The sequence below is a fragment of the Pseudorhodoplanes sp. genome, assembly GCF_059499825.1.
Window position 1 is genome coordinate 437,310 of the sequence record NZ_JCABZI010000009.1, and the last position, 26,613, is coordinate 463,922.

Consider the following 26,613-nt stretch of genomic DNA (forward strand, 5'->3'; position numbering starts at 1 on the left):
CATGCGGATGCAGCGCAACTTCTGGCCGTAGCGCCAGATCTGCGCGATTACGACGCCAGCCGCATCTCACCGGCGCGTTTGAGCCAGGGGCTCCATGGCTCCGGCGGCACCAGACCTTCGCTCGCCCAGACCGGTACGATGGCGCCCGCACCGTCGAACCGTCCGACGAAGGCCGGCTTGTGCAGATGCTGGGACACAGCATCCATCCGCACCGTGAAGCCGCTCGGCGCGCCATAGGTGATATCCGCCATCGCGGCCCGTACCGCGACCGGATCGGTGGTTCCGGCGCGCTCGACCGCAGCCACCCACATGCAGAAGCCGATCAGCGTCGCCTCCATCGCGTCGTTGGGCAACGCGGCATTGGTACCCTTGAAGTTGCGCCAGCGGTTCACGAAGACATGGTTCGCCGGATGATCGATCGCGCCGAAATAGCTCCAGCAGGCAAAATGCCCACCCATCGGCACGCCCGCGAGCGAGGCAAGTTCGCGCTCTCCGATCGACAGCGTCATCACCGGCAGCAAGACAGACGACAGCGGCTGCCGCGCATATTCGCGCAGGAAATGCACATTGGCGTCGCCCGAAATCGTCGACACGATCGCGGTATTGCCCCGGGCGCCGAACGCCGCCATGCGCTCGATCGGCTCACGCCATAACCGCTCGCCGAACGGAGCGTAGAATTCCATGACCTGGCTGTCCGGCACGCCGCGCGATGCCAGATACGCCTTCACGATCGCGTTCGTCGTGCGCGGATAGACACCGTCGGTCCCCGCCAGGATGAAGCGACGGCTGCCCCGATCGAGCAGGTAATCGACCGCCGGCAAGGCCTGCTGCCGCGGTGTCGCACCGGTATAGAAGACATGCGGCGATTGCTCCTCGCCCTCATACTGGCTCGGATAGAAAAGCAATGCGCCGTGCCGCTCGAGCACCGGCAGCACCTGATGGCGCGACGCCGACCGCCAGCAACCGAACAGGACGGCAATGTCCTGTTCGGTCAGCATCGCCTCCGCATGTTCCGCGTAGAGCGCCGGATCGGAAGCCGGATCGGCGATCACCGCCTCGACCGGCCGGTTCAGAAGACCGCCGGCCTCGTTCAGCTGCTCGATCAACATCACCAGCAATTGCTGCAGCGGCCGTTCTGCCGCGGTCAGCGTGCCGGACAGCGAATGCAGGATGCCGACGCGGATCGCGCCGTGATCCAGCTCCCTGAAATAACCGCCGATCGAACCGACAAGCGTCTGCGAGCGCAAGGCGAGATCGTCGGCCGTGCCCAGGACGCATTCGCCCGCCTGCGCCACCTCGACGATCGCCGACTGGATATCGGGCAACGCGCGCGACACCGTCGTCGCCACGCGGTTGGCCTCATCGCCAATATGGTCCAGGCCTTCGAGCTGCAGCTCGAGGATCGCGTCCAGATCGTGATTGACGGCGCCGGTTGCCTCGACGCTGGTGCCGACCGCGACGATCGCCGACACCGTTTGACTCACCGCGTTCTGAATGGCGGCGATCTGCGCGCGGATCTCCTTGGTGGCGCCGGCCGTCTGGTTGGCCAGCTCCTTCACCTCGCTTGCCACCACGGCGAAACCGCGGCCGGCATCACCGGCGCGCGCGGCCTCGATGGTGGCGTTGAGCGCGAGCAGGGAGGTCTGACCGGCAATCGACTGGATCAGCTTGATCACTGCATCGATCTGCTTTGCCGCGTCGAACAGCTGGTGGATGGTCTGGTCGGCGTGGCGAAGCTCCGCAGCGGTGCGGTGGCTGGCGCTTCGCGCCGCCTCGACATACCGGCGGGACCGCAGCACGATCTCGCGCATCTCGCGCGCGGCATCGGCGACCTTGCCGGCATCGATCGCGGCGGCTTCGGCCGATTGCGACGCATTGGCGACGCGGTCCGACATATCGCGGTTACGAACCGCAAGATCGGCCGCGGTCACGCGGATTCGCTCTCCCGCACTGGTGAAGGCCTGCGTCACATCGTCGATCGCCGACTGGAAACGTCGGGTGATGAATTGCCGTCCGGCCTGACGCAAACGCGATTCGGTGATCCGGCGATCACGGTCGATGGCGACGTTGTCCGCCTGGCTCAGCGCCAGACGCATGGCCTCGGCCGCTTCGCCGAAACGTTGCACGCTGCCGTCGCCCACCGCCTCCGGAAGGCTCGCAAAGCGATCACCCTGCGCAATGCGCACAAGTCCGGCGAGCAGGCGGGAAATCCGGTTCTCCGCAAACCATCCGACAATCACCGCACCGAATGCGGCAGCGCCGACCGCAACGGTCCATCCGACGGCGAGCTGCAGGCCGAGCGCCATCAGCGCGACGAGGAAAACCGGCACTGAAAGCCAGAGCGCCGGTTTCTGAACAGTCTGTGTCATCTGAAATTCCGAATCGATGACCGGCGTCACTCGACTGGAATGGACTTCACACGGATGCCGTTGCCAAAGCGTTATTGACCAGGCCGATGCCACGCACGAATTTGAGTCAGCGGCCGCTCATATTTTATGCTGAGCATTGCACCGCATGTGACAGTGAAATGCGCAGGGCGGCCGCGCGCGTGGCCTATTGCGCCAGCACGAACGGCTCATAAAGCGAGATCGAAATCTCGGGCCGCTGCGTCCCGCCGGTCTTGCTGATCACTTCCTGTCCCGCGCGAAACAGCACGTCCTTGATGTCAATGCCGGGCGTGACGAGATGCCTGGCAAGCGCACCGGTGAACGGACTATTGCTGCCCGGCGCACCATCGGCCGCCGTCGTCATGTGCTGGGTTGAATAGACCACGATCAGGCCGTCCGGATTCTGCAGCCGCGCCAGCCCGCGGCTGCCGCCGCCGCCGCGCGTGGCCGCGCCGCGCGCAACCGCGTCCTGCCGGCGCAGCTCCACCTCGCGCTCGTTGTCCCGGCAGGCATCGAGGATCACCAATCGCACGCCGCGCGCACGTCTCAATTCGCCGACCAGCGATTCGACCTGGATCAGCTCGGACGGGATATCCGAGAGTTTGGCATATCTGGAATCGACCGGCACGACATACGGGACATCGCCGAAGGTCGAGCCATGCCCGGCGAAATACACGATCGCGGCATCGGCATCGCGCACGATCGCGCCGAACTCGCCGATATGACGGCCCATGGCGCGCTTGTCGAGATTCTCGCCATACACGACTTCGAAGCCCAGCTTCGTCAGAATGTCCCGCATCGTCCGTGCATCGGTGATCGGATTGTCCAGCTTCGGAACATGCCGGTAGTCACTGTTGCCCATCACCAGCGCCACGCGCCTGCCCGCGCCCGCGCCCGCCGGCGGTGACATCAGCCCAAGCGCCGCCTGCGGCCCGGCCGGCACCGAGGGCGTCGCCGCCGTCGCGACGGCGGCAGCGTTGCCGCGACTGGTGGTACCGAGCGCGATCTCGCGGCCTTCCAGCGCCTCGTTCAGCCTGGGGTCGATCCGCAGCGCAGCGTCGTAATCGGCCAGCGCCCGCTGGTTGTCGCCCTGCGCATGGTAGAAGTCGCCGCGCTTCGAATAGGTGTAGGGATCCTTGGGTGCGAGCCGGATGCCCTCGTTCAGGTCAGCGAGCGCGCGCTGCACGTCGCCCTTGCCGAGATAGGCGATGCCGCGATGGCTGAACGCCTGACCGAGATTGGGATCGAGCTTGATCGCCTCGTTCAGGTCGGCAATGGCGCGGTCGAACTGCCGCTTGGCGTTGAGCACCTCGCCGCGATTGCTGTAGCCAACAGCAAGCTTGTCGTCGAGCCGCAGCACCTCGTTGAACTCGGCCAGCGCGCTGTCGTATTCCTTCTTAGCGTACAAGGTGACGCCGCGATAGTTGATCGTAAAGACATTCTTGCGATCGAGCTTCAGCGCTTCGTCGAAATCAACCAGTGCAGCGTCGAAATCCTTCCGGTCATAGGCAACGCCGCCGCGCCGCGCGATGTTCTCCGGGTCTTTCGGATCAAGCCGGATCGCCTCTCGATAGTCCGCGAGCGCCCGATCGAAATCCTTCAATTCCTGATAGGCCTCACCGCGAGAGCGGTAATTCAACGCATCTTTCGGATTGCGGCGAATGGCCTCGTTGAAATCCGCAAACGCGCGCGCGTGATCTCCCTTCACAAGATAAATCTCTCCACGGCTGCGGATCAAACCAGAATCGTCCGGAGCAAGCCGCATCGCAGCCGAATAGTCCTCGATGGCCCTGTCGTAGTCCTTCAACTGCCAATAGGAATGACCACGATTCTGATATGCCGAATTCATCTCCGGATCGAGGCGAATGGCGGCATCATATTCCGCGATCGACTTTTTGAAATCCTTCAGCTCTCCGTAGATATAGCCGCGCCTGAAATAGGCGTCGGCCAGTTTCGGATCGAGCCGAACCGCCTCGTTGGCGTCCTTCAACGCGCGGTCGAAATCCTTTTTGTCACCATAGGAACCGGCGCGCGCGGCATAGCGCGTCGCGTCCTTCGGTTCGAGACGAATCGCCTCGCTGTAATCGGCGATGGCGCGGTCGTAATCCTTGCTGTCGTGATAGGAATTGCCGCGGCTGTGATACGCGAGTGCGTTCTTGTCATCGAGCCGGATCACCGCACTGTAATCGGCGATGGCGAGATCGTAATCCCCGCGGCCGTGATAGGCGTCGCCGCGAGAAATGTACGCATCGACATACTTCTTGTCGAGGCGAATGGCGGTCGAGAAGTCATCGATCGCACGATCGATGTCCTTCTTTTGAAGATAGGCGTTGCCGCGGCTGCGATGGACCGTGGCGGATTTCGGATTGAGGCGGATCGCCTGATTGTAGTCGGCTATGGCGCGGTCATAGTCGTTCAGGTGCGTATAAAATTCGAACGCCCGATAGACGTAGAGATCGGCGAGCGCTTCACCTTTGGTCCGTCCTGCCGCGATCAATCGCGTACAGGCCGCCACCCGGCTTTCGGCGGTCCCGGTCTCGCCGGCGCAAAGATTCTGATCGTTCTTCTGCGCGACGGCAACTGACGACATCAGGACCAGCAACGCAATTCCGAGAATCGAACCGCGACCCATTGGAGCCCTCCCACTCGCCGCACCGTTTTACCACGGACGGCGGACTTGTCGCGACTCCGGGCGGGTCAAGACTCGGTGAGGCGAGGTGGGGCGTTATGGCTTCCGGCGGTCCACAGGCTTTGCCGCTGAGAGCGCAATCTTAGCCAGGTCGCGGCCCTTGATCGCGTCCGACAAGGCGGCATCGATCTGTAAAGCCTTCTCGAAATCCGCCAGCGCCCGTTCGAATTTCCGGGCTTCGTAATGCGCAGCGCCGCGATTCATGTAGGCCACCGCATAATGCGGATCGAGCCGCACCGCTTCGTCATAATCGCCGATAGCACGGGCGATGTCGCCTTGATTGCGGAAGGTGTTGCCGCGATTGTTGTGAGCGATGGCATTTGACGGATCGAGCCTTATCGCCTCGCTGTAGTCGGCGATGGCGCTGTCATAGTCCTTGCGATCCCGGAAGATATTGCCGCGATTGATGAGGGTGGCGACGTGTTTCGGATCGAGCCGGATCACCGCGTCGAAGTTTGCCATGGCAAGATCGGTGTCGCCCTGAACGAGGTAGCAATTGGCGCGATTGCTGTAAGCCGCCACGAAGGTCGGATCGAGCCGTATCGCCTCGCTGTAATCGGCGATCGCCCGGCCGCAATCCTGCTTGATGTGATAGGCGCTGCCGCGATCGTTATGGATGCCGGCCTTGTTGGGATCGAGGCGGATCGCTTCGCTGTAATCCGATATGGCGCGGTCGTAATCCTTGCGGCCGCGACTCGCATTGGCCCGACCGATCCATGCCGCCGTCTGCTTCGGATCGAGCCGCAACACCGCGCCGAAATCAGCAATCGCATTGTCGCTGTCGCCAAGCGCCAGATAGGCATTGGCGCGGTTGCTGTACGCGGTCGCCGACTTCGGGTTCAACCGGATCGCCTCGCCATAATCCGCAATCGCCTGCCGGATGTCGCCCTTGATCCGGTGCACGCTGCCGCGGTTGTTGTAGGCCAGGGCATAATCCGGATTGCGCCGAATCGCCTCGCTATAATCGGCGATGGCGCCCTCGTAATCCTTGCGGTCGCGACGGATGTTGCCGCGGTTGATCAGGGCCGCGGTCTGTTTGGGATCGAGCCGGATCGCCGCGTCGAGGTCCGGCATCGCCCGGTCGGCCTCGCGCTTCATCAGGTAAAGATTGGCGCGATTGTTGTAAGCCGCCGCATGATCCGGATCGAGCCGGACGGTCTCGCTGTAATCCACGATGGCGCGGTCGTAGTCCTTGGCGCGGTAATGCAGGTTGCCGCGATTGTAGAACGCCAGCGCATCCTTCGGATCGATCCGGATCGCCTCGCCGTAATCGGCGATGCCGGGCCCGGTTTCGCCCCTGGCGCCATAGGCGATGGCGCGATTGCGATAGGCAACGGCCGAATCCGGATCAAGCTTGATCGCCGCGCTGTAATCGGCGATCGCCCGGTCATACTGCTTCATCGCGACATAGGCGTTGGCGCGGGCGACGAACGCAGCCGTCTGCGACGGATTGATCTCGATCGCCCGGCTGTAGTCGGCAATCGCGCGCTCGCGGTCGCCCCTGGCCGCATAATCCATGCCGCGATTCTGCAGCGCCTGGGCAAGGCCCGCGCCTTCCACCTTGTCCTGCTCGATCAGCCGCGTACAAGCCGCGATCCGGTCGTCCCGGGTTCCCTCGTTGCCCGAGCACAAGGCGCGGTCATCCGCCTGAGTCGCGGACGCCCAGCATCCCGCCGCAACAATCACAGCAGCGCATCGAACAATCAGGTGCATGCCGCTTTCCCGTTTGTGAAGCCTCATGGTGCGCATCGCACCGTAAGGCATCGGGCGCACAGGCGCACGCGACATGACCGCCCGAGCCGCGTGAAACATCGCCGCGTTGCTCTGCAGCTTCAGACTGGAATTAGAATCATCCGAAATTACGATTGGCCCGCATCGCCATGCCGACAGGACACGTCGAAACAAAAAAGCCGGGCGATATGCCCGGCTTTTCGCAGTGTCGGTACTGGACCGGCTGCTCTTTAAGTATTCATGCTCTCGAAGAATTCCGCGTTGCTCTTGGTGTTGCGCAGCTTGTCGAGCAGGAAGTCCATCGCATCCATGGTGCCCATCGGGTTGAGGATGCGGCGCAGCACATACATCTTCTTGAGTACCTGCGGCTCGACCAGCAGCTCTTCCTTGCGGGTGCCGGACCGGGTGATGTCCATGGCCGGAAAGGTGCGCTTGTCGGCCACCTTGCGGTCGAGGATGAGTTCGGAATTGCCGGTGCCCTTGAACTCTTCGAAAATCACTTCGTCCATGCGCGAGCCGGTATCGATCAGCGCGGTCGCGATGATGGTGAGCGATCCGCCTTCCTCGATATTGCGCGCGGCGCCGAAGAAGCGCTTCGGCCGTTGCAGCGCGTTGGCGTCGACACCGCCGGTCAGCACCTTGCCGGATGACGGCACCACGGTGTTGTAGGCGCGGCCGAGGCGGGTGATCGAATCGAGCAGGATCACCACGTCGCGGCCGTGTTCGACCAGGCGCTTGGCCTTTTCGATCACCATTTCCGCGACGGCGACGTGACGCGTGGCCGGTTCGTCGAAGGTCGACGAAACCACTTCGCCCTTCACCGAACGCTGCATGTCGGTGACTTCTTCCGGACGCTCGTCGATCAGAAGCACGATCAGATAGCATTCGGGATGATTGGCGGTAATGGCGTGCGCGATATTCTGCAGCAGCACGGTCTTGCCGGTGCGCGGCGGAGCGACCACCAGGGCGCGCTGGCCCTTGCCGATCGGCGCCACGATATCGATCACGCGCGCCGAAAGATCCTTCTTGGTCGGATCGTCGTGTTCCATCTTCAGCCGCTCGTCGGGATAAAGCGGCGTCAGGTTGTCGAAGTTGATCTTGTGGCGCGCCTTGTCAGGGTCCTCGAAATTGATGGTCGAGACCTTGAGCAGTGCGAAATAGCGCTCGCCTTCCTTCGGCGAACGGATATGGCCTTCGACGGTGTCGCCGGTGCGCAGGCCGAAGCGGCGGATCTGCGAGGGCGAGACGTAGATGTCGTCCGGGCCCGGCAGGTAATTCGCCTCCGGCGAGCGGAGAAACCCGAAGCCGTCGGACAGCACTTCGACGACGCCTTCGCCGACGATGTCGATCTCCTTGGTCGCGAGCTGTTTCAGGATCGCGAACATCAGCTCCTGCTTGCGCAGCGTGCTGGCGTTTTCGATCTCCTGTTCTTCGGCGAAGGAGAGAAGTTCGACGGGGGTTTTGGTCTTGAGGTCTTGAAGCTTTACTTCCCGCATAGGGGGCAGTCCTTGGGATGAGGATCACCGGCGCCAGACGAAAAATCGAAACAGCGGCAGCGATTCAGGAGAGGAGTCCGCAGGTCTTGGCCGGAGGGTCGTGCCGAAAGTCTGGAGTTTTAGAGACCTGGCTGACGGGCATTACGTCCCGGCCGATGCTTGCGCCCTTACGGGTGTACCGATGGCGCTGTCGGGCATCCGCCTGCGTTCGGGGGGATGACTGAGAATACGGACAGACATCCGATTCCGCAAGTGGCTATCCTGCCGCATCGCCGCCGGATGTTGACATCAGAACGGCTTCACAATCACCAGGATGACGATGACGATCATCAAGAGGGTCGGTACCTCATTGATAAATCGGTAGAATTTCTGGCTGTGCAGATTCCGGTCGGCAGCAAAGTCGCGCACCCAGCGTGACAGCATCCCGTGCATGGCCGACATCGCGACAACCAGCAGCAGTTTTGCGTGCATCCAGCCGCTGCTCAGAAAACCGGCGGACCACATCAGCCACAGGCCAACAACCCATGTCACGATCATGGCCGGATTCATGATCGCCCGCAGCAGCCGACGTTCCATCACCTTGAAGGTCTCGGATTGCTTCGAACCCGGCTCCGCCTCGCAGTGATAGACGAACAGCCGCGGCAGATAGAGCATGCCCGCCATCCAAGCGATGACGGCGATGACGTGGAGGGACTTCAGCCAGGGATACAGACCGGACGGGTTCCACCAGAACAGCAGGAAGGCGAGTGCTGCTGTGATCGCCAGAGCGATCGACGCGCGCAGAATCACGGTGCCGGTCGCAGACATCGCCGGCATCAGCCGCCCCGCACCCGCCGCAGCATCTGCTCGACATGGGCAATCGGCGTTTCCGGCGTGATGCCGTGACCGAGATTGAAAATGAACGGGCCGTCTGAAAACGCCCGCATCACATCGTCGACGGACCGGTCGAGCGCTTCGCCGCCCGCGATCAGCACCAGCGGATCGAGGTTACCCTGCACCGGCTTGATCGGCTGGATGCGCTCGCGCGCGAAGGTCTTGTCGATCATCCAGTCGAGACCGACCGCGTTGACCGGCACTTCGGTGGCATACGGCAAAAGGGTCGCGCCCGCGCCGCGCGGAAAGCCGATGATCTTCGCATCCGGAATGGCGTCGCGCACCGCAAGCACGATCCGCCGGGTCGGCGCGATCGACCAGCGCGCGAATTCCTCCGGCGGCAGCACGCCGGCCCAGGTGTCGAAGATCTGCACCGCATCGACGCCAGCTTTGAGCTGCTGGATAAGATATTCGGCCGAGGCCTTCACCAGCACATTGATCAGCTCGTCAAAGGCATCGGGATGCCGGTAGGCGAACAGCCTGGCCGGCGCCTGGTCGGGCGTCCCGTGACCCGCGATCATGTAAGTCGCGACCGTCCAGGGCGCCCCGCAGAATCCGAGGAATGTCACATGCTCGGGCAGTTGCGGCTTGACCCGCCGGATCGTCTGATAGACCGGCTCGAGCAACCCGTGATCGACCTCGCGGTTGATCTGACTTACCGATTGCGGCTCGGTGATCGGCTCGAGCTTCGGTCCCTCGCCCGCCACGAAATCGACCTTGCGGCCCAGGGCATAGGGGATGACCAGAATATCCGAGAACAGGATGGCGCCGTCGAACCCGAACCTGCGGATCGGCTGCAGGGTCACTTCGGCAGCCAGTTCGGGATTGAAGCACAGATCGAGGAACGAACCGGCCTGCTGCCGCGTTGCTCGGTACTCGGGAAGATAGCGGCCCGCCTGCCGCATCATCCAGACCGGCGGAACTTTAGCGCGCTGACCGTTCAGCACGCTCAGGAGAGGTTTGTTCACAAGGGCACTCACCGCAGGCATCCTTCCCTTAAAAGAGTCTTAGAATCTTCAGTTCAGTTTTTATTACGCGGTTGATTGGACTCACGACTCGTTGTTGCAGGCTTGCTCATCGCTTCTGCACACATCCCCACTTTTCGCCTGCGCTTGTTCACATCCATCAACAGGTGGCAAGTCACTGACTCGTAAGGCTTGTCGGGCGCAATTACCGCGCCGGAGCCGTCGACTGTCCCGTTTTCAACACCAGCATCGGCAATTTCCCGAATTCTGTCCAACCGGCCAGCCATGTGGAGCAATGGACCGCCCGGCCGGCCGATCGCCTTGCGCTTTGCCCAACGGCATGGCCTTCTCCCCAGCGCCGCACATATCGTCCCGTGTATATACCCGGTCTGAGCCCTCCTTTGCCGCATCGTAATCCGAGCTATTTCCATCTGCATCTGGTCTCCGATTCCACCGGAGAGACCCTGACCACCGTCGCGCATGCGGCCGCGGCCCAATATGCCCAGATCTCGCCGATCGAGCATGTCTATCCGCTGATCCGCACCCAGAAGCAGCTGGACCGGGTGTTGACCGAGATTGAGGAGGCGCCGGGGATCGTCCTCTACACGCTGCTGGACGAGGAGCTGATCGATCGGCTGGAGAAGAAGTGTCTGGAACTGAGCCTGCCCTGCCGCTCGATCCTCGGACCGGTGCTGCGGGTGTTCCAGTCCTATCTCGGAGCGACGACCACGCCGCGGGTCGGCGCCCAGCACACCCTGAATGCCGAATATTTCAAGCGCATCGATGCTCTCAACTACACCATGCTGCATGACGACGGTCAGCATATCGACGATCTCGAGCAGGCCGATGTGGTTCTGGTCGGCGTCTCGCGCACCTCGAAAACGCCGACCTCGATCTATCTTGCCAATCGCGGGGTGAAGACCGGAAATTATCCGCTGGTGCCGGGCGTGCCGGTACCGGCACAGATCGAAGCCTTGACGAAGCCTCTGGTGGTGGGGTTATTCGCGAGCCCGGAACGCATCGTGCAGATCCGGCAGAACAGGCTTCTCGGTTTGAAGGCTCACCATAACGAGGCGTCCTATATCGACCGGCAGGCGGTCGCGGACGAGATCAATTTCTCCCGCAAGCTGTGCGGTCGTCACAACTGGCCGCTGATCGACGTGTCCCGCCGCTCGATCGAGGAAACCGCCGCGGCCGTGCTCCAGCTTCTCGCCGAGAAGCGACGCGCTCCGTTACTCTAGATGCAGTTCTGGTCCGCTCCGGCTCCGCTGATTCTGGCGTCGAAAAGCCTGGCGCGGCGCACCATGCTGAGTGCAGCCGGCATTCCGATCGAAATCGTGCATGCGCAGATCGACGAGCGGGCGATCGAGCGCACGCTCGGCGAAAAGCGGGACCCGGACGAACTGGCGCTGCTGCTGTCCTGGGAGAAGGCCAGTGCGGTGTCGTTCAACTTGCCATCGCGGATCGTGGTCGGCGCCGACCAGACGCTGGCAATGGGTTCGGTGCGATTCAACAAGCCGGCCGACCGCGACGAGGCGCGCGAGCAATTGCGACGACTGCGCGGGAACAGCCATACCCTGCAATCGGCCGTGACGCTGGTGCAAGACGGTTCGGTGCTGTTCAAGGTGGTCGATACCGCGCGGCTGCGGATGCGGAATTTCTCCGACAAGTTCCTGGAGGAATATCTGGAAGCGGCCGGCCCGTCGGTGACCCAGAGCGTCGGCGGCTATCAGCTCGAAAAGCTCGGAGTGCATTTGTTCGAGCGGGTGGAAGGCGACTACTTCACGATTCTCGGCATGCCGCTGCTGCCGCTGCTGGCATTCCTGCGGCAGCAGGGCTTCCTGAAGGAATAGCTTTTGCCGTCATGCGCGGGCTTGACCCGCGCATCCATCGGACAAATACAGGTTTTGCGCAGCAACGATGGATTGCCGGGTCAAGCCCGGCAATGACCACAGGATAGAGATGTTTGTCCTCGGTCTGACCGGTTCGATCGGAATGGGAAAGTCGACCACCGCGCGGCTGTTCGCGGAAGAAGGCGTGCCGGTGCACGACGCCGACGCAGCCGTACATGCGCTTTATGAAGGCGAGGCCGTGGCGCCGGTGGAAGCCGCATTTCCGGGGACCACCCGCGATGGCCGCGTCGATCGCGTGCTGCTGGCGCAGGCGGTGGTCGGCAAGCCCGATGCGATGAAGCGGCTCGAGGCGATCGTGCATCCGTTGGTCGCGCAGGCTCGCGACCGTTTTCTCGCTGAGGCCCGTGCAGCGGGTGCGCCCGTGGTCGTGCTCGATATTCCGCTGCTGTTCGAAACCGGCGGCGACGCGCTCGTGGATGCCGTGGTGGTGGTGTCGGCGGCACCGGAGATTCAGCGGCAGCGGGTGCTGGAGCGGCCCGGCATGAGCGTGGAAAAATTCGAGGCGCTGCTCGCCAAGCAGACTCCCGATGCCGAAAAGAGGCGGCGGGCCGATTACATCGTGGATAGCGGGCACGGCATCGAACAGGCACGTCTGCAGGTGCGGGACATCCTGGCGAAGGTTGTTAACATGCCGCCGAAACGCTGATTCGGACTGCAGGCGGACCATCTTGCGCGAGATCGTATTCGATACCGAAACCACGGGCCTCGACCCGGTTCAGGGCCACCGGCTCGTCGAGATCGGCTGCGTCGAGTTGCTGAACCGGTTTCCGACCGGACGGACGTTTCACAAATACGTCAACCCGCAGCGCGACATGCCTATCGAAGCCTTCAACGTGCACGGGCTGTCGATCGAGTTTCTGCGGCAGCACGGGCTGTTTCACGATATCGCCGAAGAGTTTCTCGATTTCGTCGGCGACGCGCCGCTGGTCGCGCATAACGGCTATTTCGATCTCGCCTTCATCAATTCAGAACTGGATCTCGCCAAGCGTCCGGTCTTCGCGCGCGACCGCATCATCGACACGCTGATGCTCGCCCGCCGCAAGCATCCTGGCGTGTCCAACAAGCTCGACGATCTCTGCGCCCGCTACAAGATCGACAACTCGAAACGCACCAAGCACGGCGCGCTGCTGGATGCTGAATTGCTGGCCGAAGTCTATATCGAGCTGACCGATGCGCGGCAGACCACGCTTGGTCTGGTCGCGACCGGAAGCCGCATCGTGACGGTCGGCGGTCAGATCGCCAGCCGCGTCCGGCCGACACCGCTGCCGCCGCGGATCAGCGACGAGGAGCGCATCGCGCATGCGGCTTTTGTCGCGACGCTGGGCGATGCCGCGGTGTGGCGAGGTTACGGCGTAACCAATTGATCCTGTCATGCGCGGGCTTGACCCGCGCATCCATCAACAACGCAAAATAGAATCGAGGCGATGGATGGCCGGGTCACAGGCTAGCGAAGCGACGCCGTTCTTCGAACGGCTACGCCGGCCATGACCGCAAGGGTCAGCTTGGCTGCTGCTGGCCTGCGGCCTGCTCCGCCAGCTTCTGGCGGTAGAGCCCGACGAAATCGACCGGATCGATATAGAGCGGCGGGAAGCCGCCATTGCGCACCGCCGACGCGATGATCTCGCGTGCGAACGGGAACAGCAGCCGCGGGCATTCGATCATCAGGACCGGATGAATGCTTTCCTGCGGAACGTTCTGGATCCGGAACACGCCGCCATAGACGAGGTCGAAGGCGAACAGCAGCGAGTTTCCGAGCTCCGCCTTGCCCTCGATCTTGAGGTCGATCTCGTAATCGGATTGCAGCGGCGACGCGTTGACGTTGATCTGGATGTTGATCTGGGGCTGTTCGTTGGATGGCTGCAGCGACCGCGGCGCATTCGGATTCTCGAACGAGAAGTCCTTCACATATTGCGCCAGCACGTTGAGCTGCGGCGGAGCCACTTGCTCGTCGGAAGGGTGCGGGCCGCCATTGGTCGGGTTCGCCATCGTCAATCCTGCGTCAGTGTTGCGCGCCGCGAAAGAGCGCGTGCGGCGGTGTGGCTAACACACGCCTCGAAGGCGAACAAGGATGGGCGGCGCCCAGCTGCCTCAGCTTATATCTCTTCCATAAAGGCTGCCGGCGATCAGCGCCGCCGGCGTTTGGGCGGGATCTTGGGGGGCTGGTCGCTGGCGTTCTCGATGTGCCGGTCGGGCAGGTCGCGCCACTGGCTGCGGTCCAGTTCGATAACGCCCTTGGTCGGGCGGGGCCGGCCGGTCGGGGCGCGGTCGATCAACCTTTGCTGGATCGCCGGCACCAGCAAAGCCAGGCCCACGCAGTCGGTGATGAAGCCCGGTAGCACGAGCAGCAGCCCGCCCAGTGTCGTGAGCAGCCCGCCGGACCGGGCGCCGGCGACGCCCAGGCCGCGCTGAGACAAGCCGCCCTGAGACAATAAGTCCGCGAGGCGACCGGCCAGTCGCCGGCCCATCCGGGCGAGAACCAGCATTCCGAAGCCCGAGGTCGCCAGCAGGGCGAAGACCGCGACGAATGAGCCGAATACCCATGCAATGGTCAGAAAAACCGCGACCTCGGCCACAACCAGGCCTAAAAGTCCGAACAGGATGAGTTTTCCGACCGGCATCGGCGCGTCCCAATCGCGGTCTCGTGTTGGCCTTTGCGGCCGGGTTCGTCTAAAATCGGCTCGAAGCTCAGTTTTTGGTTCGAAGCGACCTATGGCTAAGACCGGCCGCATGCTTAGATTATAGCCTCGGTCGGCGCCTCTTCCGCTTTCGGGCTGACGCGGCGGCCCCGTCTGTCCCGGGCTGCAAAGGCATTCGCGACGTGTTCGACATCTACACCATCATCTTTCTCGCGCTGGCGATTTTTATTTTCATTCGCCTGCGCAGCGTGCTCGGCCAGCGCACCGGACGTGAGCGGCCGCCTTATGATCCGTATTCAGCCCGCGATGCGCGGGCACCGGCCAGCGACAAGGTCGTCACCCTGCCGACCCGAAACGCCGAATCCGTGGCGCGCCCGGCGGAACCCGCTCCGGATCGCTGGAAGGGGATTGCCGACGAGGGCAGCGCCGTCGCCACCGGGCTCGATGCCATTGCCGGAGCGGATCGCAGCTTCGACGCCAAACATTTCGTCACCGGCGCGCGCCAGGCCTACGAGATGATCGTGAGCGCTTTCGCCGCAGGCGACCGCAAGAGCCTCAAGGGGCTGCTCTCGCGCGAGGTCTATGACGGCTTCGAGGCCGCGATTCGCGACCGCGAGGCCAAGGGCGAGTCGGTCGAGAACAAATTCGTGTCGCTCGATACCGCCGACATCATCGGGGCGGAATTGCGCGGCAACACTGCGCAGGTCACCGTCCGGTTCGTCTCGCAGCTGATCTCGGCGACGCGCGACAGGGCCGGCAATGTGATCGATGGCAGTCCCGACAGGGTGACCGAGGTCACCGACGTCTGGACCTTCGCCCGCGACGTGACCGGACGCGATCCGAACTGGAAGCTGGTGGCGACCGAAGCCGGGCAGTGATCGGGGTGAACTGAATTAGCGGGGTTCTCTTGGTTTGACTGGGGTCCGTCGGCGAATATTGAGAGGTCTGAAGGCGCGCCCGGTCCGGTACGCCGGTCTGGCTCTTGCCCTTGGTCTCGCGATTGCCGCGGCTCCGCTGCTTCTCGTTCAGCCTTCATCGGCCTCGGAGGCCGAGACCACCGGCGCCGCGTCGTCGAAGAAAAAAACCAAGTCTGCCAAGAAGCGCGCCAGCAAGGCGCATCCGCTGAAAATCCCCAATAGCGACTTCGAAGGGATGGCCTGGCACGAGGTCAAGGGCTGGATCGAAGACGATCACGCCGAAGCATTCTCGACCTTCCTGGCAAGTTGCAAGCCGATCCTGCGCAGTTCGGAAAAAGCGAGAGCCACGCGCGGCGAAACCTATGGCGCGCTGTTTTCGGTCTGCGGCCGGGCGGTCGCTGCGGTCCCGCTCGATCAGACCGGAGCACGGCATTTCTTCGAGCAGAATTTTCGACCGATCCGGCTGACCGCACAGGGCGAAGCGAACGGATTTTTCACCGGCTATTACGAGCCGGTGGTCGAAGGCGCCCGCTGGCCGAGCGATATCTACACCACGCCGCTTTATGCGCGGCCGCCCAATCTCGTCACGCAACGGCTGCGGCGCTCCGGCGGCAAGGGCAAGGCCGGCAAGCGGACGGTGAAGCGGTCCAGCGCGCCCTATTACGATCGTGCCCAGATCGAGGATGGTGCGATCGCCGGCCGCGGCCTCGAAATCGTCTGGCTGAAGGATCCGATCGACGGTTTCTTCGCTGAAATCCAGGGCTCGGTTCGCGTTCGCCTGGAAGACGGCAAGGTGGTCCGGCTGAACTATGCCGACAAAAACGGCCACCCGTATTTCGCGGTCGGCTCGGTGCTGGTGCAGCGCGGCATTGTTACTCGCGAAGAAATCTCGATGCAGAAGATTCGCGAGTTCATGGAGAAGAATCCGGAAGAGGGCAAAGAGCTGCGGCGGATGAACAAGTCCTATGTGTTCTTCCGCGAAACCGATCTCGGCGAACATGACGAGGCGATCGGTGCGCAGGGTATTTCTCTGTCGGCGGCGCGTTCGCTCGCGGTCGACCGCAGAATCCACACCTACGGCATGCCGGTCTTCGTCAACGCATTGCTGCCGATCGTGAGCGAGAAGCCCGACACCTGGTTTCGAAGACTGCTGATTGCACAAGATACCGGTGGTGCGATCATCGGTCCGGCGCGCGGCGACATCTATCTCGGTGCGGGCGACGAGGCGGCGCGGGCGGCCGGCCGCTTCAAGCATCCCGGTCAGTTCGTGATGCTGCTTCCGAACGAGCTAGATCCGGACGATGAGGCGCTCGGGATGCCATTGCCGCAGCCGCGGCCGAAAGACACCAGTGTTGTCGCCAGCGTGACGCCGCAAGGCAAATCGGACGAGAAGCCCGCGGCCGCTATGCCCGCGGCTGCCGTCCCCTCAGTCGCCGCACCGACGCCCAAGCCCGACCCCAGGTCCAAACCGCAGACCACCGCGCGGAGCGACCCGGCGCCAACGCCCAAGCCTGCGCCGAAAAGCGATCCAGCCCCCAGGATTGAAGCGACGCCGCCACCCAAGCCCCAAGCGAAGCCGCAAGCCAAACCTCAGGCGGCCGCATCCGATCCGAAACCGGATACCAAGCCCGGCGCCAAGCCTGCCCCGGCGGCCAAGCCGCAAACCGGCGCGACCGCACAGACCAAAGGCGACACTCCGTCGGCGAAGCCTCGTGCGCCGGCCGCGAAGAACGGCAATCCGTTTCCGAAGCCGATTTCGTCGACCCCTGCCGGCAGCCCTGCAACGAAGCCGGCAACCAAACCTGCGAGCAAGCCGTCGTCATGACCGCGGACGAAAGCCGCAGGGGACGGCGGCTTTCCTTGGACGATATTGCGCTGTGGGACGGGGTCACCCGCTCGGTGCGGCCGTTGCGGAAGCGAAAGCCGCCGGTGGTCGCGGTCGCCGTTCCTGAACTGGCGCCAAGTCCACCCAAGCCGCTCAAGATGCCGAAACCGCCGAAGCGCGTCGCGGCCGCGCCGGTTGCGAGGCCCGTCGCGAAAATGCCGCCGCCCATTGCCGCACTCGATCGCAAGACCAGGCAGAAGATCGCGCGCGGCCACGACAGCATCGATGCGAGACTCGACCTGCATGGTCATACGCAAGCCGAAGCGCATGACGTGCTGTTACGATTCCTGCGCCGGACCCAGACGAAGGGCGGCCGCGTGGTTCTGGTCATCACCGGAAAGGGCGGTCGCGGCGAGAGCGATCGTGGCGTGCTCAAGCGCGCGGTGCCGCTGTGGCTGGCGCTGCCGGAATTCCGGACGATGGTGATCGGCTTCGATGCCGCCGCCGCCAGTCATGGCGGCGAGGGCGCGCTGTATGTGCGGCTGAGAAAATTGCGCGAGCCTGACCGGTAAAGCCAAGCTCGCCACTTCCGGATCAGAACTTCACCGTCGCGAATACCTTCACGGTGCGACCCGGCTGCAGCACTTCGTCCTTCTTGAAGGATTGCGCGAAACGAACGTCGTCGTTCAGCAGATTGTCGCCGACCACGCCAAACTTGAGCTCGGTCAGGCCGCTGCGATCGCCCGCCCATTTGGTGGAGTAGCTGAGTTCGGCCTTCAGCAGGTCATAGCCGCCGGTCGGGGTTTCATAGTCGGAGACGTCGTTCTGGTTGAAGGCATGCAGCATGCCGACGCGGGCGAACCAGTTGCCGTCACGATAATAGATGCCGCCGCCCAGCCGCTGCGGCGGGATGCGCGGCACGTTGGTGCCGTCGGTGAAGGTGGCACGCACGATGTCGTAGCGGCCGTCGATGCCCCAGACGCCGTTCAGGATCGGTGCGACGTCATACTGAGCCTGCACTTCGGCGCCGCGGAAGGTGGCGTCGCGCTGGTCGTACACCGCCTGCGCCAGTTCCTCGCCATTGCCAAAGCCGCAGCTTGCGAAATCCTCGCCGCAGGTCTGGCCGGTCAGGTTTCGATAGATGAAGCCGTTGAAGCGGGTATAGAACGCGGTCGCCTCGAAACGCAGCGGGCCGGTCGCGCGGCGCAGGCTCACTTCGACCGAATCGGCAAGCTCGGTGTTGAGATTCGGATTGCCGATGTCGAAGGTGCCGGTGGCTTCATGCACGCCGCGCGACAGCAATTCCGGCGCGCGCGGCGCGCGCTCGACATGCTGATAGGTTACAGCCGCGACCAGGTCGCCCGGCAGGTCCTGCAGGAAGCCGACCGAGCCGCTGAGTGGCGTGAACGAGCGGTTGCGCCAGATGTTTGCGTCGGGATCGACGAACAGGTCGGGGACAGTGCCTTTGACCGTGTTGCTTTCGATGCGGCCGGCCAGCTGCATGCGCTGCGTGGCGTTGAAGCGGAATTCATTGAAGATGTAACCGGCAACACTTTGCGTGGTGTTGGGATCGAACAATCCCCCCTCGAGGCCCGGCGCATCGAGTTTTTCGCGGCTCGACTGCACGCCAAGCGCGACCGTGAGCGCGGCAAAGCGCAGATCGAAGGGATGAAACTGGACCTCGACGCGGCCTTCCTTCTGGTTGCTCAGAAAGTATTGCTGCTCGCCATAGAAGCCGCCTTCATCGGCAATTTCGGCATGCTTGTAGTCGGTGGCGCCGAACCAGTAGCGGATGGTTTCGACCACACCGCCGTCCGGACGAAACTCGCCTTTGCTGGTGAGCTTGGTCTGCTTCATGTCGATGTTGGTGCGGGTCTCGGTCGCCTCCTGGCCCGGCACCTGATACTTGCTCTCGAAATTCGTATAGGCGAAACCGAAATAGCCCTGGTTGAACACATACGAACCGCCGATCGAGTTGCCGTTCGATTGATGCGCGGAGTTCGGCTGCCATTTGCTGACGAAGGGCGCTGGCTGTTCCGGAAACAGATACGGATAGGACGGAATCTGATAGTCGCCGGAATTGCGGCCCCAGATGTCGGCGTGAACGGCAAAGTTTCCGCCGCCTGCATCGAGCAGGACCGCACCTTCGCGGCCGCGATCGACGGTGGTGATCGAGCCGCGGCCCTCCAGCGCGAGGCCGCGTCCCGGGATCGAGGTCGGGATGCGGTTGTTCTCCGCATTGACGACGCCGCCGATCGCCTGCGAGCCGTAACGCAGCGTTGCCGGTCCACGGATGACCTCGACCGTTTGCGCGGCCAGCGGATCGATCGGCACGCCATGGTCTTCGCCGAGTTCCGACACGCCGCTCGAGCCGATGCCGTTTTCCTGGATGCGGACCCGGTAGTTATCGAGACCGCGGATGATCGGGCGGCTGGCTGAACCCGGCGCAAATCCGGACGAGGTGATGCCGGGCTTTTCCTGCAGGATTTCGCCGAGCGTCTGCCCGGTGGACCGATCGATTTCGCCGCGCGGCATCAGGGTGACGGTCGCAAACTGGTCGGCCACGATCGGCAGCGTGCCCTGGTAGAGTTCCGGCGCGGGAGGCGTCGGCGCGGCATCGAACGGCGTGTCGGGCGCGCTCTCGCGCGGGCCGGGCGTCGGCGCCGGGCGAACGGCGCGGCGTACGATGGGGCTGGCGGTCACGGTGATGGCAGGCAGTTCGACCGATTGCGCAACGGCCGGAGTTTCAAAAACCGGCAGCGATATCAGCGCTATAGCAGCAACACGGCGAGCAGCCATGATAGTCCCCATTCCCAGTGATGTTATAATATAACATTTTGTTGGCCATGAGTGTCAACGCGCACGGGGGCTGTGGCGCTGGCTTGGTCACGGAAGCAACGGCAGTGTGGCTGGAGGGCCTCGGTCGACGGCAATCAGGTCAGGCCGCCGGCGATGTCCCGCGAATCACCGGGACTGCGCACGAGCCCGCGGGCTCGCGCTTCGTCGTTCGTAAGTGATTCGTGAACCGCGGGTGCGGAGCGCGAGCTTGTCCGCGCTCTACAGGATGAAGCGGCTGAGATCGGTGTTGCGGGCGAGGTCGCCGATATTCTTCTGCACGTAGTCGCCGTCGATGGTCAGCGTCTCGCCGCTGCGATCGGTCGCGGTAAAGGAGATGTCGTCCAGCACCCGCTCCATCACCGTCTGCAAGCGTCGCGCGCCGATATTCTCAACACTGGTATTCACCAGCACGGCGATATCGGCGATCGCATCGATGGCGTCGTCGGTGATCTCGAGAGTAACGCCCTCGGTCCCCATCAGCGCAATATATTGCTTGATCAGGGAGGCTTCGGTGTCGGTCAGGATCCGGCGGAAATCCTCCCGCGTCAGTGGTTTCAGTTCGACGCGGATCGGCAGGCGCCCCTGCAATTCGGGCAACAAGTCCGATGGCTTCGACACATGGAACGCACCGGAGGCGATGAACAGGATGTGGTCGGTCTTCACCGGCCCGTGCTTGGTGGACACGGTGGTGCCTTCGATCAGCGGCAGCAGATCGCGCTGCACGCCCTCGCGCGACACGTCGCCGCCGACGCGGCCGTCACGCGCGGTGATCTTGTCGATCTCGTCGAGAAACACGATGCCGTTCTGTTCGACCACGCGGATCGCTTCCTGCACCAGGGTCTCGGTATCGAGCAGTTTGTCGGCTTCCTCGTTGACCAGAACATCGTGCGATTCACCGACCGTGATGCGGCGAGTCTTCGACTTGCCGCCGAGCTTGCCGAAAATGTCGCCGATCGAAATGGCGCCCATCTGGGCGCCGGGCATCCCGGGAATGTCGAACATCGGCATGCCACCGCCGCCGGACGACACTTCGATCTCGATCTCCTTGTCGTTCAGTTCGCCGGCGCGCAGCTTGCGGCGAAACGATTCCTTGGTTGCCGGGCTCGCATTCTCTCCGACCAGCGCATTGACCACGCGGTCTTCGGCCGCGGCCTCGGCCCGCGCCATCACGTCCTTGCGCTTGCGCTCGCGGGTCTGCGCGATTCCGACTTCCACCAGGTCACGCACGATCTGCTCGACGTCGCGGCCGACATAGCCGACTTCGGTGAATTTGGTGGCTTCGATCTTGAGAAACGGCGCGCCCGCAAGCTTGGCCAGGCGCCGCGAAATCTCGGTCTTGCCGACGCCGGTCGGGCCGATCATCAGGATGTTCTTCGGCAGCACTTCCTCGCGCAGCTTGTCGTCGAGTTGCAGGCGCCGCCAGCGGTTGCGCAGGGCGATCGCGACCGCGCGCTTGGCGTCATGCTGGCCGATGATGAAACGGTCCAGCTCGGATACGATTTCGCGGGGAGAGAAGTCGGTCATGTCAACTCGTGTGCAAACGCGTGGTGCTGCATGATCAGTACGCCGTCGGTTCGGCCTTCGAGATGCGGCACCGGCCGGAAACCGGCCTTGGTATAAGCACGCACCGCGCGGGTGTTAAGCGGGTCCGGATCGATGATGATCGTATCGTGTCCTTGATCGCGAAGCATGCGCACGAATGCCGCAAGCGCCGCAGAGCCAATGCCGCGCGACAATTTCAGCGGGTCGCCGATCGACAGATCGACGCCAATCGTATCGGAGGGCAATTCCATCAGCCAGGGATGGTCCTTCACCCATTGTTCGTTCTGGTGATGGCCGATGAACCAGTACTGGATGTAACCGATCGGCTCATTGTCGAGCACGATCAGGAACGGACGCGTGGTGTCGCGACCCTCGACCATGTCGCGGATGAACCCGAGTTCTTCGTCCGGATCGCCCCACCATTCCCGCATATGCGGTGCGTTGAGCCAGGCCTCCAGCAACGGGTAATGGTCCGCCTGTACGGGAACGAAGCCGATCTGCCGCAGGTCAGACTGCATCAAGCGTTTCCACGGTGATGCTGCGATTGGTGTAGACGCAGATATCGGCGGCGATATCCAGCGACTTGCGCACGATCTCTTCGGCCGAGAGTGGGCCGTCGGCGAGTGCGCGGGCGGCGGCGAGCGCGTAGTTGCCACCCGAGCCGATGCCGGCAATGCTGGATTCGGGTTCCAGCACGTCGCCGTTGCCGGTCAGAACCAGCGAGACCTGTTTGTCGGCCACGATCATCATCGCTTCCAGACGACGCAGATAGCGGTCGGTGCGCCAGTCCTTCGCCAGCTCGACCGATGCCCGCAGGAGCTGACCCGGATATTGCTCGAGTTTCGATTCCAGCCGCTCGAACAGCGTGAAGGCGTCGGCGGTGGCGCCGGCAAAGCCGCCGATCACGTCGCTCTTCCCCAACCGCCGCACTTTCTTGGCGTTGGCCTTCATGATGGTCTGGCCGACCGAGACCTGACCGTCGCCGCCGATCGCGACGATCCCGTTCTTGCGGACGGTCAGAATGGTGGTGCCGTGCCAGAGCGGCGACGTTTCGGCTGAGGACATATGGATTAACCCTGTGCGAACGGTGATCTAAGGACGAGCGGCGGTCTTTGCAAATTGGCAGGACGCCGGTGGCAGAATGGCGGGACCCCTGTTAAAAGGCCCCGAAATCTCAACCGGAACATTAAAGCCATGCGCAAAGGCCAGGTGGCGCGCAAAACCAAGGAAACCGACATTGCGGTCGAGGTCGCAATCGACGGGACCGGCCGTTCGGATATCGCGACCGGAATCGGCTTCCTCGATCACATGCTGGATCTGCTGGCGCGGCATTCGCGCATGGACCTCACGGTCCGGGCCAAGGGCGACCTGCATATCGACGACCACCACACCGCCGAGGACGTCGGCATCGCGCTCGGCCAGGCGGTGAAACAGGCGCTGGGCGACATGAAAGGCATCACCCGCTACGCCGACGTGCATCTGCCGATGGACGAGGCGCTGACCCGCGTCGCGATCGACGTCTCGGGGCGGCCGTTTCTGTTGTTCAAGGTCAAATTCGGGCGCGACAAGATCGGCACCTTCGATACCGAGCTGGTGAACGAGTGGTTCCAGGCTTTCGCGATGAATGCCGGCATCACGCTGCATGTCGAGACATTGTATGGCTCCAACGACCACCATATCTCGGAGTCCTGCTTCAAGGGGCTCGCGCGCGCGTTGCGTGCGGCCTTTGCGATCGATCCGAAGGCGGCGGGCGAAATTCCGTCGACCAAGGGCAGTCTGGGCGGGTGATGTATCTATCCCCGTCACCCTGAGGTGCCGTTGCGAAGCAACGGCCTCGAAGGGCGGCGGCCAAAGTGGCGCCGCATCGGCCGTGCATCCTTCGAGGCTCGCTGCGCTCGCACCTCAGGATGACGGCATTTGGAGCGGCACGCGCGGAAACAGGACCAAAAACCATATGGCCGTTTACACCGTTCATCAGCCGCCGCTCGGAAAGGGCGAGAATGCGCCGGACCCTGCGCGCTTCACATTCGTGCGCGACGGCTTCTATGTCTGGGGTTTCCTGCTGTCGTTTTTCTGGATGCTGCGGCACCGGCTGTGGCTGGCCGCGGTGCTGTTCGTCGCGCTCATCATTCTGCTCGAAATAGGTTTGCGCTATGCAGGCGTCAGCAGCGGATGGCGCACGCTGATCCTTGTCGCGCCGGCCTTTCTGGTCGGGCTTGAAGGCGCGACGCTGCGCCGCTGGACCCTGAAGCTGCGCGGCTGGACCAATGTCGGCGTCGTGATCGCGGACAATCAGGACGATGCCGAGCGCCGCTTCTTCGTCAACTGGCAGGCCGGTGCGCGGCCGAACGCCGCGCCACCGCCTGCACAGGCGGCGAGCGTGGTGCGCGGTCCTGTCGCGCCGTCGCTGCGCGCGCCCTATCCGCGCAACGAAGCGTCCGGCGTGATCGGCTCGTTCCCCGAGCCCGATCGCCGGCCGTGACGCACATCCCAACCAAACCTGAATGACGACACTTGAATGACCACGGCCATCGTCGATTACGGTTCCGGCAATCTGCATTCCGCGGCGAAGGCTTTCGAGCGCGCGGCGCGCGAACACGCGCTGAACGGCGAGATCGTCGTCACCAGCGATCCGGATCGGATCGCGCGTGCCGACCGGATCGTGCTGCCGGGTGTCGGCGCGTTTGCCGATTGCCGCCGCGGCCTCGATGCGCTGCCCGGCATGGTCGAGGCGCTGAATGAGCAGGTCGGACAGCGCGGCAAGCCGTTCTTCGGGATCTGCGTCGGCATGCAGCTGATGGCCTCGCGCGGTCACGAGAAAGAAGTGATGAATGGGTTGGGCTGGATCGCGGGCGAGGTCGACCGCATCCATCCGTCCGATCCGGCGCTGAAGATTCCGCATATGGGCTGGAACACGCTGCGGGCGCAGAAGCAGCATCCGCTGCTGGACGGCATCGCCACCGGCGACGACGGGCTGCATGCCTATTTCGTGCATTCGTACCAGCTGACGCCGGCCAGCCGCGACGATCTGATCGCGGAGGCGGAATATGGCGGGCCGGTCACGGCCATTGTCGGTCGCGACAATATGGTGGGCACGCAATTCCATCCGGAAAAGAGCCAAAAACTCGGGCTTGCGCTGATCGCCAATTTCCTGAAATGGAAGCCTTGAACCCCACTCTGATCGCTTCGCTTTTGCGCGGCGATCGACCTTCCCCACAAGGGGGAGGGTGAAGGCAGCATATCGTGATCCTGTTTCCTGCCATCGATCTGAAAGACGGCCTGGCCGTTCGCCTGCAGCAGGGCGACATGGCGCGCGCCACAATATTCAATACCGACCCGGCCGATCAGGCCCATGCGTTCGAGCGTGCGGGCTTCGAATATCTGCATATCGTCGATCTCGACGGTGCTTTTGCCGGCAAACCGGTGAATGGGCGCGCAGTCGATCGCATCCTCGAGGCGACCAATATACGCGTGCAGCTCGGTGGTGGCATTCGCGACATGGCGACGGTGGAAGGCTGGTTCGACAAGGGCGTCAATCGCGTCATCATCGGCACCGCGGCGGTCCGCGATCCCGCCTTTGTGCGTACCGCTGCCGCGGCCTATCCCGGACGCGTCGCGGTCGGACTCGATGCGCGCGACGGTAAGGTCGCAGTGCAGGGCTGGGCGGAAGCCTCCGAGCTGAGCGCGCTGGAGATCGCGCAGCGCTTCGAAGATGCCGGTGTTGCTGCGATCGTCTATACCGACATTGCGCGTGACGGCATGCTGAAGGGCATCAACTGGGATGCCACCATCGCGCTGGCGGATGCCGTCTCGATTCCCGTCATCGCGTCCGGCGGACTTGCCTCGATCGACGACGTGAAGTCGCTGCTGCATCCGCGCGCGAGCAAGCTAGAAGGCGCGATTGCCGGACGCGCGCTTTATGACGGACGGCTCGATCCCGCCGAGGCGCTGGCGCTGATCCGCGCAGCGAAGGGCGCATGAGCGCGCGAACATGACGTTCAAAGTCCGCATCATTCCCTGCCTCGACGTCAAGGACGGACGCGTGGTCAAGGGCGTCAACTTCGTCGATTTGCGCGATGCCGGCGATCCGGTGGAAGCGGCAATCGCCTATGACGCGGCGGGCGCGGACGAACTGACATTCCTCGACATCACCGCGAGCCATGAAAATCGCGGCACCATGCTCGACGTGGTGCGGCGCACGGCAGAGGCCTGCTTCATGCCGGTGACGGTTGGCGGCGGTGTGCGTACGGTGGAAGACATCCGGGTGCTGCTGCAATCCGGCGCCGACAAGGTGTCGATCAACACCGCGGCGGTCGAGCGGCGCGACTTCGTGCGCGAGGCCGCGGAGAAATTCGGCGATCAATGCATCGTGGTCGCGATCGACGCGAAGACGGTGTCCGGGCCCGGCGAAACACCGCGCTGGGAAATCTTCACCCATGGTGGACGAAAGCCGACTGGCATCGATGCGGTCGCATACGCGCGGGAGGTCGTCAGTCTCGGCGCCGGCGAAATCCTGCTGACGTCGATGGATCGCGACGGCACCAAACAGGGCTTCAATATTCCGCTGACGCGCGCCATCGCCGATGCGGTGCCGGTTCCGGTGATCGCTTCGGGCGGCGCCGGCACGCTCGATCATCTGGTCGAAGGCATCCGCGACGGTCACGCCACCGCGGTGCTGGCGGCGTCGATCTTCCATTTTGGGGAATTCACGGTCCGCCAGGCCAAGGAGCACATGGCAAAAGCGGGTCTGCCGATGCGGCTGGACCCGTGAGTGGCGCCGCCTTTCGAAGGCCGGCTTCGC

Annotated in this window: 25 protein-coding genes; 12 read left to right on the plus strand and 13 right to left on the minus strand. The window is 63.4% G+C overall.

Translation table 11 applies throughout. The annotated features are described in order from the left end of the window. Positions 1-47: 47 nt before the first annotated feature. The 7 genes from AC5I5I_RS13515 to AC5I5I_RS13545 all read right to left on the minus strand — a co-directional run bounded on the left by AC5I5I_RS13515 (position 48) and on the right by AC5I5I_RS13545 (position 10,428). Positions 48-2,369, minus strand: a complete 2,322-nt coding sequence (locus tag AC5I5I_RS13515) for a transporter substrate-binding protein (RefSeq protein WP_495973782.1) — start codon at positions 2,367-2,369, stop codon at positions 48-50. Between the two features lie 184 nt (positions 2,370-2,553). Then, a complete protein-coding gene (locus AC5I5I_RS13520; RefSeq protein ID WP_495973784.1) occupies positions 2,554-5,019 on the minus strand; it encodes a tetratricopeptide repeat protein in 2,466 nt (821 codons plus the stop codon). Between the two features lie 93 nt (positions 5,020-5,112). Beyond that, positions 5,113-6,789, minus strand: a complete 1,677-nt coding sequence (locus tag AC5I5I_RS13525) for a tetratricopeptide repeat protein (RefSeq protein ID WP_495973786.1) — start codon at positions 6,787-6,789, stop codon at positions 5,113-5,115. A 248-nt stretch (positions 6,790-7,037) separates the two neighbouring features. Then, positions 7,038-8,303, minus strand: coding sequence for a transcription termination factor Rho (rho, locus tag AC5I5I_RS13530; protein ID WP_495973788.1), 1,266 nt, complete (start codon positions 8,301-8,303; stop codon positions 7,038-7,040). A 288-nt stretch (positions 8,304-8,591) separates the two neighbouring features. Continuing rightward, on the minus strand, positions 8,592-9,110 hold the full coding sequence (hemJ, locus tag AC5I5I_RS13535; RefSeq protein WP_495973908.1) for a protoporphyrinogen oxidase HemJ: 519 nt from the start codon (positions 9,108-9,110) through the stop codon (positions 8,592-8,594). Between the two features lie 8 nt (positions 9,111-9,118). Continuing rightward, the gene (hemE, locus tag AC5I5I_RS13540) at positions 9,119-10,156 is read right to left on the minus strand and encodes a uroporphyrinogen decarboxylase (protein WP_495973790.1); all 1,038 of its coding nucleotides are present in this window, start codon (positions 10,154-10,156) and stop codon (positions 9,119-9,121) included. A gap of 41 nt (positions 10,157-10,197) precedes the next feature. Beyond that, positions 10,198-10,428: a hypothetical protein gene (locus tag AC5I5I_RS13545; RefSeq protein ID WP_495973792.1), complete on the minus strand. Its 231-nt coding sequence runs from the start codon at positions 10,426-10,428 to the stop codon at positions 10,198-10,200. Between the two features lie 114 nt (positions 10,429-10,542). Between AC5I5I_RS13545 and AC5I5I_RS13550 the strand changes: the two genes are divergently transcribed. The 4 genes from AC5I5I_RS13550 (at position 10,543) to dnaQ (ending at position 13,418) form a co-directional block, all read left to right on the plus strand. Beyond that, positions 10,543-11,382: a pyruvate, water dikinase regulatory protein gene (locus AC5I5I_RS13550; RefSeq protein WP_495758404.1), complete on the plus strand. Its 840-nt coding sequence runs from the start codon at positions 10,543-10,545 to the stop codon at positions 11,380-11,382. Further along, positions 11,383-11,994, plus strand: coding sequence for a Maf family protein (locus tag AC5I5I_RS13555; RefSeq protein ID WP_495758405.1), 612 nt, complete (start codon positions 11,383-11,385; stop codon positions 11,992-11,994). It begins immediately after the preceding gene. 109 nt (positions 11,995-12,103) lie between these two features. Further along, positions 12,104-12,700, plus strand: a complete 597-nt coding sequence (gene coaE, locus AC5I5I_RS13560; protein WP_495973794.1) for a dephospho-CoA kinase — start codon at positions 12,104-12,106, stop codon at positions 12,698-12,700. 22 nt (positions 12,701-12,722) lie between these two features. After that, a complete protein-coding gene (dnaQ, locus tag AC5I5I_RS13565; protein ID WP_495973796.1) occupies positions 12,723-13,418 on the plus strand; it encodes a DNA polymerase III subunit epsilon in 696 nt (231 codons plus the stop codon). Positions 13,419-13,551: 133 nt separating this feature from the next. Here dnaQ and secB read toward each other — a convergent pair whose 3' ends face one another. Together secB and AC5I5I_RS13575 are read right to left on the minus strand one after the other, a co-directional pair. Continuing rightward, entirely contained in the window at positions 13,552-14,040 is a 489-nt protein-coding gene (secB, locus tag AC5I5I_RS13570) for a protein-export chaperone SecB (protein ID WP_495973798.1), read from the minus strand. A 137-nt stretch (positions 14,041-14,177) separates the two neighbouring features. Beyond that, positions 14,178-14,672 carry an FxsA family protein gene (locus AC5I5I_RS13575; protein ID WP_495973800.1) on the minus strand — a complete coding sequence of 165 codons (495 nt, stop codon included), beginning with the start codon at positions 14,670-14,672 and terminating at the stop codon, positions 14,178-14,180. A 200-nt stretch (positions 14,673-14,872) separates the two neighbouring features. Here AC5I5I_RS13575 and AC5I5I_RS13580 point away from each other — a divergent pair, with 200 nt between their 5' ends. The 3 genes from AC5I5I_RS13580 to AC5I5I_RS13590 are packed head-to-tail and all read left to right on the plus strand — an operon-like array spanning position 14,873 to position 18,004. After that, entirely contained in the window at positions 14,873-15,568 is a 696-nt protein-coding gene (locus AC5I5I_RS13580; protein WP_495973802.1) for a Tim44/TimA family putative adaptor protein, read from the plus strand. Positions 15,569-15,626: 58 nt separating this feature from the next. After that, the gene (locus AC5I5I_RS13585) at positions 15,627-17,432 is read left to right on the plus strand and encodes an MltA domain-containing protein (protein WP_495973804.1); all 1,806 of its coding nucleotides are present in this window, start codon (positions 15,627-15,629) and stop codon (positions 17,430-17,432) included. Continuing rightward, positions 17,429-18,004: a Smr/MutS family protein gene (locus AC5I5I_RS13590; protein WP_495973806.1), complete on the plus strand. Its 576-nt coding sequence runs from the start codon at positions 17,429-17,431 to the stop codon at positions 18,002-18,004. Before AC5I5I_RS13585 ends, AC5I5I_RS13590 begins: the two co-directional genes overlap by 4 nt. 22 nt (positions 18,005-18,026) lie before the next feature. Here the strand turns inward: AC5I5I_RS13590 and AC5I5I_RS13595 are convergent, their stop codons facing one another. The 4 genes from AC5I5I_RS13595 to hslV form a co-directional block, all read right to left on the minus strand. Then, positions 18,027-20,231 carry a TonB-dependent receptor gene (locus AC5I5I_RS13595; RefSeq protein WP_495973808.1) on the minus strand — a complete coding sequence of 735 codons (2,205 nt, stop codon included), beginning with the start codon at positions 20,229-20,231 and terminating at the stop codon, positions 18,027-18,029. A 258-nt stretch (positions 20,232-20,489) separates the two neighbouring features. After that, positions 20,490-21,794: an ATP-dependent protease ATPase subunit HslU gene (gene hslU, locus AC5I5I_RS13600; RefSeq protein WP_495973810.1), complete on the minus strand. Its 1,305-nt coding sequence runs from the start codon at positions 21,792-21,794 to the stop codon at positions 20,490-20,492. Further along, a complete protein-coding gene (locus tag AC5I5I_RS13605; protein WP_495973812.1) occupies positions 21,791-22,330 on the minus strand; it encodes a GNAT family N-acetyltransferase in 540 nt (179 codons plus the stop codon). The genes hslU and AC5I5I_RS13605 overlap by 4 nt, the downstream gene beginning before the upstream one ends. Further along, on the minus strand, positions 22,320-22,877 hold the full coding sequence (hslV, locus tag AC5I5I_RS13610) for an ATP-dependent protease subunit HslV (protein ID WP_495973814.1): 558 nt from the start codon (positions 22,875-22,877) through the stop codon (positions 22,320-22,322). Before hslV ends, AC5I5I_RS13605 begins: the two co-directional genes overlap by 11 nt. Positions 22,878-23,006: 129 nt before the next feature. Between hslV and hisB the strand changes: the two genes are divergently transcribed. The 5 genes from hisB (at position 23,007) to hisF (ending at position 26,583) form a co-directional block, all read left to right on the plus strand. Further along, positions 23,007-23,600 (plus strand): imidazoleglycerol-phosphate dehydratase HisB, encoded by a 594-nt coding sequence (gene hisB, locus AC5I5I_RS13615; protein WP_495973816.1) that lies wholly within the window; start codon positions 23,007-23,009, stop codon positions 23,598-23,600. Between the two features lie 166 nt (positions 23,601-23,766). Next, complete coding sequence (locus tag AC5I5I_RS13620; protein ID WP_495973818.1) at positions 23,767-24,294, plus strand: DUF2628 domain-containing protein; 528 nt, start codon at positions 23,767-23,769, stop codon at positions 24,292-24,294. 36 nt (positions 24,295-24,330) lie between these two features. Beyond that, a complete protein-coding gene (gene hisH / locus AC5I5I_RS13625) occupies positions 24,331-24,981 on the plus strand; it encodes an imidazole glycerol phosphate synthase subunit HisH (RefSeq protein ID WP_495764916.1) in 651 nt (216 codons plus the stop codon). A gap of 74 nt (positions 24,982-25,055) precedes the next feature. Then, positions 25,056-25,793: a 1-(5-phosphoribosyl)-5-[(5-phosphoribosylamino)methylideneamino]imidazole-4-carboxamide isomerase gene (gene hisA / locus AC5I5I_RS13630; protein ID WP_495764917.1), complete on the plus strand. Its 738-nt coding sequence runs from the start codon at positions 25,056-25,058 to the stop codon at positions 25,791-25,793. 10 nt (positions 25,794-25,803) lie between these two features. After that, positions 25,804-26,583 (plus strand): imidazole glycerol phosphate synthase subunit HisF, encoded by a 780-nt coding sequence (gene hisF, locus AC5I5I_RS13635; protein ID WP_495764918.1) that lies wholly within the window; start codon positions 25,804-25,806, stop codon positions 26,581-26,583. The last annotated feature ends 30 nt before the right edge of the window (positions 26,584-26,613 follow it).

Excerpts from the sequence above, each read along its gene's own strand:
- AC5I5I_RS13605 (WP_495973812.1), bottom strand. The coding sequence starts at position 22,330 with ATGCAGTCTGACCTGCGGCAGATCGGCTTCGTTCCCGTACAGGCGGAC.
- AC5I5I_RS13520 (WP_495973784.1), bottom strand. The coding sequence starts at position 5,019 with ATGGGTCGCGGTTCGATTCTCGGAATTGCGTTGCTGGTCCTGATGTCG.
- coaE (WP_495973794.1), top strand. The coding sequence starts at position 12,104 with ATGTTTGTCCTCGGTCTGACCGGTTCGATCGGAATGGGAAAGTCGACC.
- AC5I5I_RS13545 (WP_495973792.1), bottom strand. The coding sequence starts at position 10,428 with ATGGCTGGCCGGTTGGACAGAATTCGGGAAATTGCCGATGCTGGTGTT.
- rho (WP_495973788.1), bottom strand. The coding sequence starts at position 8,303 with ATGCGGGAAGTAAAGCTTCAAGACCTCAAGACCAAAACCCCCGTCGAA.
- hisF (WP_495764918.1), top strand. The coding sequence starts at position 25,804 with ATGACGTTCAAAGTCCGCATCATTCCCTGCCTCGACGTCAAGGACGGA.
- hemJ (WP_495973908.1), bottom strand. The coding sequence starts at position 9,110 with ATGTCTGCGACCGGCACCGTGATTCTGCGCGCGTCGATCGCTCTGGCG.
- hisB (WP_495973816.1), top strand. The coding sequence starts at position 23,007 with ATGCGCAAAGGCCAGGTGGCGCGCAAAACCAAGGAAACCGACATTGCG.
- secB (WP_495973798.1), bottom strand. The coding sequence starts at position 14,040 with ATGGCGAACCCGACCAATGGCGGCCCGCACCCTTCCGACGAGCAAGTG.
- hslV (WP_495973814.1), bottom strand. The coding sequence starts at position 22,877 with ATGTCCTCAGCCGAAACGTCGCCGCTCTGGCACGGCACCACCATTCTG.
- hisH (WP_495764916.1), top strand. The coding sequence starts at position 24,331 with ATGACCACGGCCATCGTCGATTACGGTTCCGGCAATCTGCATTCCGCG.
- AC5I5I_RS13575 (WP_495973800.1), bottom strand. The coding sequence starts at position 14,672 with ATGCCGGTCGGAAAACTCATCCTGTTCGGACTTTTAGGCCTGGTTGTG.
- AC5I5I_RS13515 (WP_495973782.1), bottom strand. The coding sequence starts at position 2,369 with ATGACACAGACTGTTCAGAAACCGGCGCTCTGGCTTTCAGTGCCGGTT.
- AC5I5I_RS13555 (WP_495758405.1), top strand. The coding sequence starts at position 11,383 with ATGCAGTTCTGGTCCGCTCCGGCTCCGCTGATTCTGGCGTCGAAAAGC.
- AC5I5I_RS13620 (WP_495973818.1), top strand. The coding sequence starts at position 23,767 with ATGGCCGTTTACACCGTTCATCAGCCGCCGCTCGGAAAGGGCGAGAAT.
- AC5I5I_RS13525 (WP_495973786.1), bottom strand. The coding sequence starts at position 6,789 with ATGCACCTGATTGTTCGATGCGCTGCTGTGATTGTTGCGGCGGGATGC.
- AC5I5I_RS13590 (WP_495973806.1), top strand. The coding sequence starts at position 17,429 with ATGACCGCGGACGAAAGCCGCAGGGGACGGCGGCTTTCCTTGGACGAT.
- AC5I5I_RS13595 (WP_495973808.1), bottom strand. The coding sequence starts at position 20,231 with ATGGCTGCTCGCCGTGTTGCTGCTATAGCGCTGATATCGCTGCCGGTT.
- hslU (WP_495973810.1), bottom strand. The coding sequence starts at position 21,794 with ATGACCGACTTCTCTCCCCGCGAAATCGTATCCGAGCTGGACCGTTTC.